General features: G+C 43.9%; 11 protein-coding genes. 10 read left to right on the top strand and 1 reads right to left on the bottom strand.

Annotated elements, in window-relative coordinates:
• On the bottom strand, positions 1-1991 hold a 1991-nt coding region (locus AB4375_RS21095; RefSeq protein WP_372052466.1), incomplete at its 3' end, for a tandem-95 repeat protein.
• 190 nt (positions 1992-2181) lie between these two features.
• Here AB4375_RS21095 and AB4375_RS21090 point away from each other — a divergent pair.
• The 10 genes from AB4375_RS21090 to AB4375_RS21045 all read left to right on the top strand — a co-directional run bounded on the left by AB4375_RS21090 (position 2182) and on the right by AB4375_RS21045 (position 16703).
• On the top strand, positions 2182-2532 hold the full coding sequence (locus AB4375_RS21090) for a hypothetical protein (RefSeq protein ID WP_017060458.1): 351 nt from the start codon (positions 2182-2184) through the stop codon (positions 2530-2532).
• A gap of 12 nt (positions 2533-2544) precedes the next feature.
• Entirely contained in the window at positions 2545-3894 is a 1350-nt protein-coding gene (locus tag AB4375_RS21085) for an HlyD family type I secretion periplasmic adaptor subunit (RefSeq protein ID WP_372052464.1), read from the top strand.
• A 3-nt stretch (positions 3895-3897) separates the two neighbouring features.
• Complete coding sequence (locus AB4375_RS21080; RefSeq protein WP_372052463.1) at positions 3898-6129, top strand: response regulator; 2232 nt, start codon at positions 3898-3900, stop codon at positions 6127-6129.
• A complete protein-coding gene (locus AB4375_RS21075; RefSeq protein ID WP_017069471.1) occupies positions 6104-7528 on the top strand; it encodes a TolC family protein in 1425 nt (474 codons plus the stop codon). The genes AB4375_RS21080 and AB4375_RS21075 overlap by 26 nt, the downstream gene beginning before the upstream one ends.
• Positions 7518-9104 (top strand): ABC transporter transmembrane domain-containing protein, encoded by a 1587-nt coding sequence (locus tag AB4375_RS21070; protein WP_372052462.1) that lies wholly within the window; start codon positions 7518-7520, stop codon positions 9102-9104. Before AB4375_RS21075 ends, AB4375_RS21070 begins: the two co-directional genes overlap by 11 nt.
• Positions 9101-11239 carry an ATP-binding cassette domain-containing protein gene (locus tag AB4375_RS21065; RefSeq protein ID WP_017067905.1) on the top strand — a complete coding sequence of 713 codons (2139 nt, stop codon included), beginning with the start codon at positions 9101-9103 and terminating at the stop codon, positions 11237-11239. Before AB4375_RS21070 ends, AB4375_RS21065 begins: the two co-directional genes overlap by 4 nt.
• Positions 11240-11347: 108 nt before the next feature.
• The gene (locus AB4375_RS21060; RefSeq protein WP_108111930.1) at positions 11348-11722 is read left to right on the top strand and encodes a hypothetical protein; all 375 of its coding nucleotides are present in this window, start codon (positions 11348-11350) and stop codon (positions 11720-11722) included.
• A gap of 213 nt (positions 11723-11935) precedes the next feature.
• Complete coding sequence (locus AB4375_RS21055) at positions 11936-15139, top strand: response regulator (RefSeq protein ID WP_372052461.1); 3204 nt, start codon at positions 11936-11938, stop codon at positions 15137-15139.
• A gap of 9 nt (positions 15140-15148) precedes the next feature.
• Positions 15149-15625, top strand: a complete 477-nt coding sequence (locus AB4375_RS21050; RefSeq protein WP_017069467.1) for a hypothetical protein — start codon at positions 15149-15151, stop codon at positions 15623-15625.
• Position 15626: 1 nt separating this feature from the next.
• Positions 15627-16703: a porin gene (locus tag AB4375_RS21045; protein WP_372052460.1), complete on the top strand. Its 1077-nt coding sequence runs from the start codon at positions 15627-15629 to the stop codon at positions 16701-16703.
• Positions 16704-16784 lie beyond the last annotated feature (81 nt).

The raw sequence follows: 16784 nt of genomic DNA, 5'->3' as shown, positions 1-16784 counted from the left end.
GGCGTAATCGTGAAACTGCCGTCATCGTTTTGAGTAACGGTTGCATCACCGTCGACCGTTAGGCTGCTGGCTGTTAGGTCATCGCCTTCAACATCTGATGCTTGTGATAGCAACTGCTCTTGGCTTAGACGAATCGAACCGTCTTCGTCGATTGAGTACGCTAGGTCGCCAGACACTGGCGCATCATCAACGGCAGTTACGCTCACGTCGATGTTTGCAGAGACCGTATCGGTGCCGTCTGACACATCGAAGCCGAAGTTTACGTCGCCATTGAAGTTTTCATTCGGCGCAAAGGTGTATGTGCCATTACCGTTGTCGGTAAGAATACCGTCACCGCCATCGTAGGTCACACCTTCAACAGTTAGGTTGTCGCCTTCAATGTCAGTAGCGCCTGTTAATAGGTCTGCATCGGTGAAGATTAACGTACCGTCTTCTTCAACACTGAATTGTTGATCTTGAGGGACAGGCAGGTCATTAACTGGGTTAACGGTTAGATCCGCAGAAGCCTGAACGGTGTTAGTACCATCTGAGATATCGAAGCTGATATCGATGTCACCGTTGAAGTTTTCATCTGGCGTAATCGTGAAACTGCCGTCATCATTAGCTACAACCGTCGCATCTCCACCAACCGTTAGGCCGCTAGCAGTAAGGTCATCGCCTTCCACGTCAGAGGCTTGAGATAGCAGCTGCTCTTGACTTAGACGAATCGAACCGTCTTCGTCGATTGAGTACGCTAGGTCGCCTGACACAGGTGCATCATCAACTGCCGTAACGCTCACATCGATGTTTGCAGAGACCGTATCGGTTCCGTCTGATACATCGAAGCCGAAGTTTACGTCACCATTGAAGTTTTCATTCGGTGCGAAGGTGTATGTGCCATTACCGTTGTCGGTAAGAATACCGTCGCCACCGTCGTAGGTCACACCTTCAACAGTTAGGTTGTCACCTTCAATGTCTGTCGCACCAGAAAGGAGGTCAGCGTCGGTGAATACAAGAGTTCCGTCTTCCTCGATTTCAAACGTTTTATCTTCAGGAACAGGCGCGTCATTAATCGGGCGTACCGTTAAATCAATTGCGCTGCTAATCGTTTCTTGGCCGTCACTGATGTCGAAAGTAAGGTCAAGTTCACCATTAAAATCAGCTGAAGGAACAACGGTGAAAGTACCATCACCATTGTCTTGAACTGTTGCATCATCACCAACTTGAACGTTAGAAGCAACAAGCTCGTCCCCATCTACATCACTTGCGTATTCGAGTAATTGTTCTTGAGTGAATGTTATGGAGCCATCTTCATCCATGATGTAAGCCAGATCTTGTTCAGCTTCTGGCGCATCATTTTCACTTTCCACTTTGATTTTAAACGTTTCGCTTACCGTTTCAGAATCAAAGTCATCCTCTACTTCGCTAATGGTCTCTTCGTCAGAAGCTTGAACATCAACTGCAAACGTCTCTTCTACTGTTTGTGAATCTAGCTCATCACCAACTTGTTGGTCACCCGACTCTGAAGATGTCGCACTCGGCGCTGCTGAAGTACGCGCAGCTTGGCCTTGTTCTTCATTACCTTCAGCGTCTACACCACCTGTCGCAGCCTCTGCGATATCACCACCTACAGCTTGTGCGCCCGCTCCAGCACCGCCACCACTGCCAGCAGCGTTATCCGAGCCAGCTTCAGAAGCGGCTCCACCAACTACATTGGATTGTGCAGCGTCTGAATCTCCATCACTTTCTGGCGTCTCTTCTTGCACAGCCGCACCAGAAGCAGAGGCATCTTCAGCATTACCTGCACCACTCGGATTTTCGTCTAAAGCCTGGTTAACTTCGTCTGCCGCATCCGCATTTTCAGCACCCGTCGCTATTGTCGACGCAATCGTGTTTTGTTGATTTTGTTGATTCTGCTGTTGGGAGGGCGTACCCGCGTCGTTCGTGTCCGTTTGTTCTACCGCGTCATTTAGATCTTCATTTTGGTTGTTTTGGTTATTTTCGCCTGCCATTACAGCCTCCGTTGCTACTAGCTAACTGATCGTATTTATAGAGGCATTAAAGGACATCATTTTGAAAAACCAATTTTTTATACAACATTTTTCATAATTTCTTTTTAAAGAGAAAGAATCAAAAAAAATTTGAAAACTGCCTTTAAAGATCCTTAGTTATTGTGATTAAAGCAATTAAGGCAGTGGAGCGATGATAGACATGACGAATTTGTTGCGCTCGGTCGACAACAACCACAAAGGGCTGCAATTGCTATTAGGCGACTTTTACAATGACTTTTCTGACGCAGCCCTAAATATAGAAGCGCTTCATAACGGTAATCATTTTGATGAACTCAATAGTTACTCAAAACGATTGAAGACCATCTTAACGTTGCTTTGCGACCAAGACCTTCCGCCAAAAATGGCCAAATTGGAACACTTGAGTAGACACGAGTTTCCTGCGCCGGAAGATCTAATAGAGGATGTAAAAACTGAATTGCACAACGTCAATCGACAAATCAACCACTTGTTGGATATTAAGGAAGTAATAGATGGCAAGTAACCGAGGTCAGTCATGAGCAATAACCAAATAGAACATCACCTCAGAAAAGCACTTGTTTCCAATAACGAGGCTTCTAAGGTCACAGCTGATGACACTATTGTGCTTGCTAGTGCCATGACCAGCGTTCACAAAACGTTGCTCATTATATTCTTGCTCGCTTTGGTCGCTATCGCCGTGGCGTCACAAGCACGTATTGACATTGTTGTTTCTGTACGTGGTGAGCTGTTGTTGGAATCTGACGTTGAGAAGGTTCAACACCTAGAAGGCGGCATATTGGAAGAGATGTTAGTCCGAAAAGGAGAAGTCGTTTATGAAGGACAGCCGATCGCTCGAATACGCTCACTTGACCGTAACACTCAACTTGATACCGTCAATACTGAAATTATTCAGATAGAGCTCGATAAGATTCGTTATGAAAGCTTACGCGACATGATAGAGCCTAACTTCGACGCTTTCATTGAGAAATACCCTGAGCAAGTTCAGGTCAACATGAATACCTGGAGACAAGAATTCTCTAAAAACCGTTCAAATGAAGAACTCATTACACACGATATTAAGCACAAGAACTCGTTGATCAGTTCAATGTTAAAGCGTCGCAAAAGTTCAGAGAATCAACTCTCTCTGATACGTAAGCAGCTCAACATCAAAAACACCCTCTATAAAGAAGAGATGGCGTCTTATGTCGACGTTCTTAACATGAAAGTACAAGAGTCGAATATGGTGCGTGAGATTGAGAACCTTGACGAATCTGTGATGAATGAGCGTTTCCAACTCGACAAACTGGAAAAGCAACACCGTGACTTGGTTGAGAATCGAAACTCTGAGTACCAAGCACAAATCATTCAAGCGAACAAAGACCTCAAGCTAAAGCGAATCTTACAACCGCAGCATTCCGACAAGGTTGATCGCCTAGTCGTCTACTCGCCAGTCGATGGTGTGGTCGATAAACTTCACTTCAATTTCCGTTCTGCTGTGATTCCGCCAGGAGAAAGTATCGCCGATATTGCCCCAATAAATAATTCGTTACACGGTGAAGCGAAGATCCCACGTAAAGACATGGGATTTGTCGAAATTGGTCAGGCAGTGAAAGTAAAAATGGATACCTATAACTTTGCAAAATACGGGTTTGTTGAGGGAACCATCGCCTCAATCAGCCGTTCATCATACGAAGAAGAAGACGCTGAATTCTATTTAGCTGAGATTGAAATTGACCGAAACTTTCTTGAACGAGGAGGCACTCAATACAAGTTATCACCTTACATGGAGTTTACCGCTGATGTGAAAACAGGCTCGCGTCGCGTGATCGAATACGCTGCGAAACCGGTGATGTCAGCCATCGAGGATGCTTTCGATGAGAGATAATCAATGAGCGGTAAACCTTCGTACAATATTTCCATACCCGCCCTACGTCTAAGCATACTATTTAGCGTGGTATTGGCTGCGCTCGCTTTCTATTTATACTTTTCTTGGTCAAAAATAGATTCAGTCGCACAAGTGCAAAGCGCCCCACTGCTCATACAAGCCCAGAAGCTTAATCAGACCATAGAACAAGATATTCAAACTCTGCAACAGTGTTTAAGTACCAACACTTGCGGCACTAACGAATTCAACCTGGTTAACTTGAAGCTTGAAATTGATGAATTTCGCTCTTTAGCCTCGTTGAACAAAACCGAGTTCAGCTTGGTTGGGGCAACTGAATACACACAACTGGAATTGGCGATTAATCGTTTCTCCGATAGCGCAAAAACACGTAACGACGTATTAGGCTTGTACCTTTCATTGACCAATAACTATCTGCAGATGGACGACAACTATCGCACCATGTTTAACAACCATGCAAATGACTTAATGTCAGAAAAAAACGAGTTCTTTATCTGGTTGTTTATGGTGGTCGTGATATTGGCTGTGATTACGATTCTATCCAACTCAGTTGCTATGTTGAAGCTAAAGAAATCCAGTTCTAACGAACGCGAAATCGACTATGAATTCGATGCCCTGTATCAAGAGCTGAAGCAGCTAGATTTACAACGTCTTGAAGAGCTTCTTAATGAAGTTAGCATCAACCCCAAGCAGCGTCAGATTTACTCTCATCTCAAACTTATTTTCAGTAAATTAGAAGACCAAAAGCGCAATAACGATCTCTACAAACAGTTGTATGCGCTGATCGGTTATGAGATTCGCGGAATTACAAACACCATCAACGGTGGTGTCCAATATCTGGTTCAAGAAACCGATGAAAACGGCGTATTGATGGCGAACAATATTACCTCTGCGTGTAGCACACTATCTGAGTTAGCAGAAAACTATAATCGCTTGATATCACAGGGTACGGAAAGCAAGTCGAAAGAGTTCTCTTTACTGAGCGTGTTATCTGAATTAATGATTCATATCAGTGCCAAAGTACAACGTAATGAAAGCCAACTTGACTGTTTTATCTCTGACAACTTACCGAATCGTGTTGCAGGCCAATCCACCAGCTTATTCTGGATACTGTTCCTTCAACTTTCTAACGCTATTCAACTCAAATCAAATAAGAAACTGTTTGTAACGATTGAATCGGGTGCGGCTTCAGACATGGAAAATACCCGTGTCACCATCAACCTCAACTTCTTATCAACACTGGATGTTTCTGTTGCCAAGCTCAACAAACTCCATTGGAGCGCACACAAAGACCATACAGCCAGCACAGATGACTTAGCGAAAAGCGTTCTGAAGGATTACGGATATTACGAGAGCCACTGGTTCCAGTCAGGGGCTCAGGAACGTTTTCAGATCGAGCTTGATCTTAAGGCTAAGAACTTCCACACAGAGAAAACTCGCTTTGATGGCAAGCGTTTACTCTTGTGTGCTAATACTCAAGTTCGCATCGATGTGATGAAGAAAATGCTCAGTAACTTGGGGCTTGATATCACCGAGATTCGCACTGCAAATGAGCTTTTCTCAGCGGCGAAAACGTTCGGTGATTACGATGCGATAATGTTGACCGATACCTTTGAACCCAACAAGCTGCCGTCGTTGAGCAAGACGGTGAAATCTCAGCTTAAGAACCACCCAAATACCAAGTTACTGTTGTCAGTGACCAACACTCAGCAAGCACAAGAGTGTCATAGCTTCGTCGACAAAATCATCAACGCTCCTGCTATCCCTTACGAGTTCATTCCAAACCTACTCACCATTATGGAAGCGGAAGCATCGGAAGAACAGATGGAAAACAGCTCATTCCTTATCGTAGAGGATGACCGAGTTCAACAAATTTTACTGAAACGAATCTTGACCAAACAAGAATATGAACCAGACATGGTTGGCGATGGCGCCGATGCCGTGAAGCACTTTATGAACAAGCGTTCTGACATCATCTTCATGGATTGCATCATGCCGGGTATGGGTGGCATCGAAGCCACAAAACGCATTCGCCAATTCGAACAAGAAAACGAGAAAAACCCTTGTACCATCATAGGTGCAACCGCATTGACCAGCAGTAACGAACACCAGGCTTGTATTGAGGCCGGAATGGATTACGTAATCAGCAAACCTTATAAAAGCGACCAAATCATCAAGGTGATCAACAAGTATGTGGCGGTACAAAAACTTAACTAGCAGCATCATAGCTGCGCTTACATTAAGCACGACACCTTCAGCATCGGCGACTACCCTGCTTGAGGCGGTAGAACTCGGTCTGCAGAACAGCCTTTCTCTTCGGGCGAGTGATAAAGGGGTCGAAGAGAACGAGTACAACATTGGTATCAGCCGCTCAAAATTTCTTCCTTCCCTCAATGGTGCTGCCGATACCACATGGAATGAAAATGAAACCTTGCTATCAAGTGTGCCTGATGAAACTTCAAGCTATAACTCGAACAGCTACAGCCTTTCCCTTTCTCAATCGATCTTCAATCTGGGCGATATTTTCAAATATGGGACGGCAAAGCTCGACTTCAACATTGAAGAGATTAAACACGAGAACAAAATCCAAAGCACTATTTCAGAAATCGGCTCTCAATACTTTGAGTATTTGAAAAACAACGCACAAATTAAAGCGACCAAGGTAGAGCTTAAGTCGTCTGAGACGCGTGAACATCAAATGCGACGCAATGTGGAACTCGGCAATACAGCCGCCAGTGAGCTTTACGAAGTGATTGCTCAGAAAGAAGGTGTGTCGAATCGATTGAGAACCTTGCAGAAAGACCGTCGCGTCATTCTCAACGGGCTATCGATTCAGATTCAATACCCTATCACTCCGTCTCAAGATATCTACGAAAGTGTGCCTTTAAAAGAGATAAACGAAACCGAACAACGATCAATCATGGATCAAGCGTTAAAGCTCAACAACGACTTGTTAGTGGCTAAGAAAAACGTCGAGAGAAGCCGCAGAAGCTTAAAAGAGAGCGGTTCGAACTTCTTACCGACCGTATCGCTTTCAGCCAGCTATCGACACGATGACGCCAATAACTTCGACAAAACCGACATTACAGCGACAGGCGAAAGTAACTCAACCAGTGTTGGGTTAAACCTAGCAGTTCCTATCTTGTCTGGTGGCTCTGATTACTACGGCTATCAAAAATCATCGACGGCCATCGAACGTACTGAGCTGCTTTACCAAGATTCGCTTTACACCACACGTAACAGTGTGAATACCTCCGTGCTCAACATTAACGATTTCTCGCAGTCTATAAGCAGTTACGAAAACATCATTCGCGCCAACTACGCGTCTTATAAAGGGATCCAAAGAGCCTACCAATTGGGCACGCGTACTATCACCGACTTGCTGGCGGCGGAAAGTAAACTATTCAGCGCCTTAAGAGACTACGAAAGCGCACGATACGACTACATCATCGAGACCATCAAGCTTGAGCAAATTAAGGGAATACTCTCAATTCAATCTATCGAAAGCGTGATGCAATTAATGAGCGATATTGAGGGACGAGACAATCAAGATTTGGTGCCTAAACATCTTCTCTCAACGGAGTCGTTGAGGAAAGGAGGTCACAATGCAAACTGAGCAGTTTTCGCAAAAGATCAACATGGCAGATAAGTGTTATCTGACTTTCTCAACGATAATATCGACCCTGTTTGGTTTGGTACTGCCCTTCTCTATTCTGATCATTTTTGACCGAGTGTTACCCAACCAAGCACAAGATACGCTGTTCTTATTGTTCGCGATTATTTTGATTTCCATCTTCCTCGACTACCACTTAAAAAGTCAGGAAGAGAAGATATCTTCCGTTATCATGAGGCAGTTTGAAACCAACCTAACCAACAAGGTATTCCAATCCATCTGTTTGGCGGAAATCTCTAAGTTCCGACGTTTGGAGCCAGGCGAATACCTAGAACGAATCTCAACCATTCCTGAATTGAAAACCTTCTTTGGTGGAGAATCGGTTCGAGCGCTTATCAACCTTGCTGTTAGCGTGATTACTATACTTATCATCGGTCTCATCAACATATGGGCAGGTATCACCCTTCTAATTGCCTCGGCTGTCTTAGCGATTTTCGCTTGGAGTCTTTCCAAACAGAAAATTGGTAGCTTGCAGAATAAGTCAGACATCGAAGGGTTAACTACCTCCAAAATCATTGAGATCATCTCTAGCCCGCTTGATATTAAAGCGCGAAACATGGAGTACCGCGTTGAAAGCCTGATGACACAAATGGTCGAAGAGCGTGAAGTGGAGAACATCAAATATGAGCAGATTGAATCTAACTTCAGCCTAATATTGGCGCTCATCCAACAGCTTTCTATAGCTTGTGTTGTTGTGGTACTGGCAACGGCCGTTATCAATATGGAATCTAGCCAAGGCATCATGGCCGCGATCATCATGCTAACCAACCGTTATTTTGCGCCTTACCAACAAGTGATGCGCACCGCGAGCCGTTGGGAGTTAAACAAACTCCATATTCAGCGTATCGTTGACCTCCTTGAATTGGCCGCCTCTGTTGAACACCAACATGAAACAACAGAAGTAGAACGTATCTCGGTTAAGTATTCTGAAAAGCAGCGTATCGAGTTCGAACTCGGACAAGCCTATTTGCTGACAGGGAAAAGTGGTTCAGGTAAGACCCACCTCGCTAACTGTATTACGCGTCAGAACAGTGATAGCAAACTAGATATCATGATTAACGACACGCCTTTGGATGACGTCAATTACAACGTTTGGCGTAACAGTGTTCTGATGGTTGATAAGACCAGTTCGTTCGTAGAAGGGACGATTATCGATAACCTCACCTGTTTCCGCCCAAGCTTGAATAACACGGCGTTTGCACTGTGTGAAACCATGAACATCAAAGCTCAAATTGATGGGCTTCCTGCCGGTTTTTATACAGAACTCAAAGGCCATATGCGTAACCCATTCTCACGCCAAGTTGGCTACGCCCTATTATTAGTTCGCGCCCTGCTCGCCAGTAAGCGCGTATTGATATTTGATGACATCGACTGTGTGTTTGATGAGGAATTTGCACGAATGGTTCTCACCAGTACGGCTTATCGAGCCAACGACAAAATCTTGATCATCGCCAGTAATAAAATGGACAAGCTTAACCATCGCCTCAAACGCGTAAAACTTACCGGAGGTGACCAATGAGTATCTTAGTCGACTTCAATAATGTACCGCAACGTGTCTTGGATTTTGAATCCAGCGGATACGACGAACGTTACAGTCAATCGCCACTTATCCGCGGTTTGGCCTACACCTTGATAGCACTCGAATGGGAAGGCACACCCGCGATACTCAGCGATGCTTTTATTCCGAAACACAAAGACAGCGACAGCTTTACAGCAACCATAGAGCGTCTTGGGTATCGCTGTGATGTGACCAAATTAAAGACACTCGAGAATATAGATAAACACCCTCAGCCATGCTTTATTGAAATAGAGAATCTAAGTGCGATTTTCTTAGGCACCAAAGATGGAAAGTTGCTGCTGTTTGATTACACGAACAACAACACCATTGAATACCCAATGTGCAAAAAGCCCTGTTTGCTGATTGCGATTAGCGAATATTCTCGTCTGTTCCGCGAGCCACCTCCGGAATCGCAAGACAGAAGCAATTGGATTAAATACGCTTTCTATCGTTATAACAATGAACTTAAAAGCCTGATCATTCTCAGCTTCGTCATCAGTATTCTCGGTGCATTGCAGCCATTCTTTATTATGAGTGTATATAACTTCGCACTGACTTCGAGCTCCGAAGCCACACTCTATTGGCTAACCTTATTCGCCATTATTGTTGGCTTCTCGGAGTATTTCTTTAAAAAGATGCGGGTAAATATCATTGCCACGTCCGGTAAAGATCTCGCCGTGCACATCTCGCAAGCCGTTATATCTAAATTGCTTTGGCTACCCTATGCGATGACATCTACTGCTGGGGTCTCTTCTCAGCTAGCACGTTTGAAAGATATCGATACCTTCCGACGCTTGGTGACTGCCGAATCGACGCTCAGCTATTTTGATATGCCGTTTGTGATCGTATTTATCATCGCCATTGCTCTGATGTCTGGTACAGCGGCATTAGTGGTGATGGGTGGTTTAATCCTGATGTTAGTGTTCTGTATTTACTCTCGCTATATCTACTCGCAAGCCACATCCAAAAGTTCGCGTGCCAATGCGATGGTTTCGTATCAATGGAATGAAATTCTTCGTGGTATCAAGACTATCCAAGGCCTGCCTTTACTTCGTGTCGTTCAATCTCGATTCAGCGCATCGCATATGCAAAGCACCAGCGATGCAGAGAACGTTGCCGTAACGAACAGTAAGATTCAGGCCGCTGGCGGTAGTTTGATCCAAGTGATTGGCACAGCAAGTATCGTGACTGCAGTTATTGGCGTGATGGAAGGTACTTCTGATGCGGGTGCCATGCTCGCGACCGTTATTCTGGTTTGGAAAGCGTTAGGCCCAATCATGGGTATCTATAACTCAATTTCCAAGTTCCAGTCGATCAAAGCTTCGTCCGCACAGATCAACAATTTAATGTCGATGAATGACGACAAATTAACCTTAGAGAAAAGCCCGCCTATTCGCCTGTTCCAAGGCAGCATCGTGGGCAGCGGTGTCAGTCACCGATACGCGGGAGCAGCAACCGGCTTAACTAACTTGGGGTTCAAAATCCCACCCAGTGCAAAAGTGGTCATTTGTGGCCCAACGGGCTGCGGCAAAACCACCTTAATTTCAATCATTGCTGGGTTAGAAGACCGCTATCAAGGCGCAGTCTCTGTCGATGGTTACAACATTAAACAGTTCAATAGCTACCGTTATCGCACCTCGATTAACTACATCCCTTTTAATTTGCATATTTTTGAAGGCTCACTCGAGACCAACTTCATTCTACACAACGGGCTGATTCCAACAGACAAGATGCAAGAGATGGTGAGCTTCTTCGAGTTAGATGAATGGCTTCCGGAAGGCTTAGCTACTCAGTTAAGCGTGGATAAATGCAAAAGTCTCCCGAATGGAATTCAACAAAAATTGCGTCTGGCACTCGGCTTAGGTAACTGTGAGCAATCTCTGATTATTATTGATGAGCCATTCAATGGTGCAGAAAATGAAAATGCGCAGTACTTTAACCGTTTGTTCAGCGATAAGTTGCTGAATAAAACAGTCATTTTTTCGACCAACGACCCTGGTTTGATCGCAACATCAAACATGAGTTTAGTGTTAGAGCCGGATGGAAATTTGAAATATTTTGGCTTAACAGACAAATACTTAAACAGCTTAAGCTAAAACCTCAACGCTTAATCACAATTCGCTATTTAGGGAAATGGATATAATTGACAAATTCATAAGCGAGAGGGATGATTCGCCCCAATACCACAGGTAACAAGGAAGAATATGTACACATTCGTTGCAGACAAGCTTGATGTAGCTTACTTATCCGCAATTCCTGAAAACCACCAACTTCAGGAGTGCGATGTACCTGAAGAAGAGATGGAGCTTCGAGAGATCGTTGAGGTTTGGTATGAGTCTGCCTTCCTACCCGCTTTCAATCTTCAGAAAATAGACATTGAGAACAAAGCAGAGCTCACCATCGTACAAATGCACGTATTCAGCAATGATACGAGCACACTCGCCTTCCTACTAAAAAACAGAGTGTATCGCGCCGCACTTAACAGAATGCTCGGTATTTGGACATTAGAACCCTCTGCAAAAACCGTATTAGAGCAACTTCTTTTCGAATTAAGCCTCGATAACAATCGTTCTCATTAGTAAGCTTTTTAAGTGATTCATCAATAAGCATAAAATTAAACAAACTGCCAAACGCTATAAATTACTAATAAAAGAACGCATTTCAAAATAAGCTATGGAATCACAAGAACTTATACCTCTCCCACACTTACGTAAAATTTACCGTTTCAAAGTTTCCATATCGGCATTTTTATTCTACTGTTTTTATATAACGACAGTTGGATGGATCCTTATATGGCGATTACGGTTTGGAATAACCTTTCAGTCAAACATAAACTCTTTGGCTTAGTTCTACTTCCCATTTCATTATTACTCTTCCTAGCAGGTAGACAGGCTTATATATTAACGGCTCAGTTAACCGATTTTGAACGAACCAATCAGTTATCTGTCTATCTTCAAGATATTTCTATTTTGTATAGAAGTACCTTAGCCTCTAGCCCTGAAGAGTTTGCTACTCAAAGCAACCAAGTAAAGGCAGAACTTAAAAACCTGTCTCCCATCATTTTTTTAGACGCATCTGATGAAATGAATCAACTTGTTGCCGATTTCAGCGAAGCGACCTTATCGACGATGCAAGTGACTGACACTTACGATAAATTGGATGCCCTCGAATGGCAGAGCGATTTATACAAGCAACTGTTACTTGAAGTAGAGAAAGTCCCTTTTGAAAACACTAAACGTGAAATTCAACAGCACCTCACTGCCCTTCAACAACTTGAGTGGTTGATGTTTTGGTCGAACGAAGAGTTCAAGCTTGGTAGTTCACTGATTGAGATCTTCCAAATCAGCCAAGAGTACGACCCAGAACTCGCCGAACAGATCAAAACCTTGAGTGAAAGACAGCAATTGTTCTTAGAGCGCTTTGTTTCATTGAACGCCAACGAACATCAAGTTTCTTTGATGGTTGAAGTGTTTCGAAATGATGTGTTTGCTCAAAGCCAAGAGATAAGAAGCGCGCTACTCGACCTAAATACAATCAGCCAACTGACGCCACAAGAAGTGTCTGTCGGCTTAGAAGCGATGAGCGCACGGCTCAACTTATTACAAAGCCTTGGCGGCGTAATCAAGCAAGAGTTTCAACAAGAAGTTGAGCAAGCCATCTATGACGCGCAAATACAACGAACCCTGTTTATTTCAATCGTCGCTTTGCTGGCAGCGATTGTTATGGGTTTAACTCTTAGCTTGGCGAGACAAGTCACTAACAACCTTAATTTGGTGTTAGCTTTCTTAAAAAGCGAAAATGATGACACGCGCCCTTCTTTAGATAAATTAATCCAAGGTAAAGATGAACTCAGTCTGTTTGCTCAGCAAGTTGAACGATTGACCATCGAACGAGAGCTCGCGAAAGAGAGATTGACGGTAGCAAAAGAAGACGCAGAGAGAGCCAAAGAGGATGCCGAACACGCGAAAGACAACGCAATACAAGCCAGCAAAGCAAAAAGTAGCTTCTTGGCCAACATGTCTCATGAAATTCGCACCCCGCTCAATGGTGTTATTGGTATTTCGGAAATCCTCGCAGATACGCCGCTTACACCGACACAACGTGACTATGTTGATACGATCGAAACTTCATCCCAACTGCTCCTTAGCTTAATCAACGATATCTTAGACTTCTCTAAAATTGAGTCTGGCATGCTATTAATCAGCCCGCATTCTGCATCGATTAGAGAGTCGATATACGACATCGCCTCTATTGTGGCACCAAAAGCGAAAGAACAAAGAATATCGATTAACGTTGATATCAGCCCAGACACACCAGCTCGCGTGATGATAGACGATCACCGTTTAAGACAGATCTTGATGAACTTTATGTCGAATGCGGTGAAGTTTACGGCTGAAGGTGGCGTCACATTATCAATTCAAACGCTCAACAAAGCAGATAACAATGCCACCATTCGATTTGCTGTACGAGACACGGGTATTGGTATCGATTCACTGCAACAAAAACAGATATTTGAACCGTTCGCTCAAGAAGACGATTCAACCACACGCCAATTTGGTGGTACTGGTCTTGGTCTAGCCATCAGTACACAGTTGGTAGAGCTGATGGGTGGTCAAATTCAACTCGACTCCGTCAAAGGTGAAGGAAGCTGTTTCTACTTCGACTTGGTATTGCCTGTTGACTTGATACTGCCAAAACCAAGTACAGCAATGGCTGATATTTATGTGCTGGGTAACGAAAACATGCTCTCCGAGCGAATCGAGTCCGACCTTAACCTTTATGGTTTGAAGGTTACCGATAAAACGAATGATATAACGGCAATTACAGAGCAGCTCTCCACTCAAAAACACACTAAACCTATTACTGTTGTTTTCGCCGAAGATGACGCATTCCTAGCTAATACCCACGCAGATAACTTAGAAAAGCTGCACCAAAACGGCATCACTATCTGTTTGATACGTTCCTTCTTAAGTGAGCCAGCGGATCTTGGTGACAGCGTTACTGCACAAGTCGCACAGCCCCTACTCGGCTTGCGTTTAATTAAAGCTATTGAGCTTTGTGATACTCGAGGTTTGGCGGAACTATCAGAAGCAAGCCAGACATCAGTCGAGATCCAACACAAAATCCTCATCGTTGAAGACAACAAGATCAACCAAAAAATTGCTGGTCTTCATGTCGGTAAAAGTGGTTTTGAATTCGAGTTCGCTAATAATGGTCAAGAAGCTGTGGACATGTTCACCGCTAATCCTCATTACGCGGCGATACTCATGGACTGCATGATGCCGGTTATGGATGGCTTTGATGCAACAAGCAACATCCGAAGAATTGAAAAAGAAACGGAAGCGACGCGACGCATCCCTATCATTGCATTGACCGCCAGTGTCATCGATGACGATATTCAGAGGTGTTTCGACGTTGGTATGGATGACTATGTACCAAAACCATTCAAGTTCGAAATGCTTAAAGAGAAAGTACTCACCGCGGTAGAAGCTATGCCACTACCAGCTTCCTATAAAGCTCAACCTAAGAAACAACCTGCAACTGTCACTCCAATTATCAACGGGGCTGCGACCAAACGTACTTTGCCTGAAGAAGCGGAACAAAACGCAATTCCGAGCAAATCAGAGAGAATCTTGCTAGTCGAAGACAACCGCGTCAATCAAAAAGTAGCTTCTATCATGCTGAAGAAGGCCGGATATGCCTTTGAAATTGCAGACAACGGACAAATTGCCGTTGATATGTACCAGAACGACAGTAGCTTCGACATTATTTTGATGGATTGCATGATGCCTGTTATGGACGGTTTCACGGCAACTAAGGAGATTCGAGAACACGAGAAAAACCAAGGCTTAAGCAAAACTCCTATTATCGCGTTAACCGCTAGTGTTATCGATGATGATATTCAAAAGTGCTTTGATTCCGGAATGGATGGGTACGTAGCGAAGCCCGTAAGAAAAGAAAAACTGTTCCACCAAATAGAAAGTGCGACTTGTTAGGAGAAACCAATGGATTGGATCAAAACAATTAAAACACTCTCGTGCAGAGCGCTGCTACCCGCAGTGATAGGGTTGTTAGGAAGCTTACTTCTTCTCAGCCCCGCTCATGCCGCTGAAGATTATGCCATATTTTCTTTAGACTCCGGATTTGAAGAGATATCAATAAACAAAGCGCGAAAGCTCTATAGAGGGAAAACTAAGCACCTCAATGGCAAACGTGTTGAACTGTCTGATTGGCCTGAGAACAGTGCCGAAAGAGAGGACTTTTATCAGCTTTTGCTTGGAAAAAATGCCGCTCAAATGAATGCACACTGGGCTGGTTTATCTTTTTCAGGAAAAGCGCGTTATCCAAGAGAAATCAAAACGGCGTCAACCGACAGCTTAGTCGACTGGCTTGATGACAAACCAAACCGTATTGGTTACTCCCCACTCTCTTCGGTTCCTCAAAATGCCAACGTTCTCTACGTTATAAGTTCGGAGAAATAATATGAAAAGAATAATTACGTCAGTGTTATGTGCCTCAATGGCCTCTCCGGCTTTTGCGAATATCGAACTTACCGATAATTTATCCTTGAGTGGCTTTGGCTCAACGTCTTGGGCAACATCGGATACCGATAATCCATTAATCATCAACCGCGGTTTTACTGATGAGAGCTGTTACGACTGTGATACCACATTTGGTGTTCAACTCGATTACTTCTACAACTCATTCAAAGCTTCCGTGCAAGTTGTCAAGCCACCCCAATATGATTGGAGTGAGCCGCAGCTAGAGTGGGCTTACTTAGGTTATGAATTTAATGACTTTGATGTCAGCATTGGTCGATTACGACTGCCACTGTTCCTTGCCTCTGAGTACTACTATGTAGGCCAAGCCTATATGACCGCGAGGCCACCTACAGAGGTGTATAACAGCGTTCTCGGAATCACAGCTTTCAATGGCATAAAAGTGAGCTGGACTCACGATGTCAGTGACGAAGCTACTCTTTTACTTACTCCGTTTATCGGCATAAAAGATAAAAATGACGTAGATTTCAACTCGACTACAAAACTGGAATTTGAAACCAACCGAATGTTCGGTGCCAATCTTCAATTGAGCGGTGAAAACTATCGTTGGAACTTGTCATTCCTCGACTCCAATTTTGATCAAACCGTTTCTGGCACGATTACAATCCCTGGGACTTCGATAACAGCTCCATTCAGTAGCAAGCAAGACAACCAACACATTCAACTTTGGTCGTTAGGTGTTGAGTATGAATTAGGTCAAGCGGTGCTTGCAAGTGAAGGACAGATCAGTGACATCTCGTCCTCGATGTACGCTAGTTTGGGCTACAGACTAGATTTATTCACTCCATACGTCGTTTATGGCGCACAGTTTGATGATCATGAACATTTAAACGGCAATAGCTATCTCATCGGTGTTGATTATGACGTGCTACCAAATATCTCATTAAATGGCGAAATACAGTACTTTGAATCAAGAAAGTCTAGAGGAGCATTCATTGACCAACCAACAAATGATACTGATGCCATGCTCTACACCATCATGTTGAGTTTTGTTTTTTAACTCGAATTCAAATCGATGGTCACTCTCAGCAATTAAGACCCAAAAAAGCCAGTCGAACGTGTTGAACTGACCCCCAATAGT

Source organism: Vibrio sp. 10N.261.51.C6, from assembly GCF_041471785.1.
Taxonomy (GTDB): Bacteria; Pseudomonadota; Gammaproteobacteria; order Enterobacterales; family Vibrionaceae; genus Vibrio; species Vibrio crassostreae_C.
Note: the sequence above shows the minus strand (reverse complement) of the source record. Positions and strands in the feature narration are given on the sequence as shown.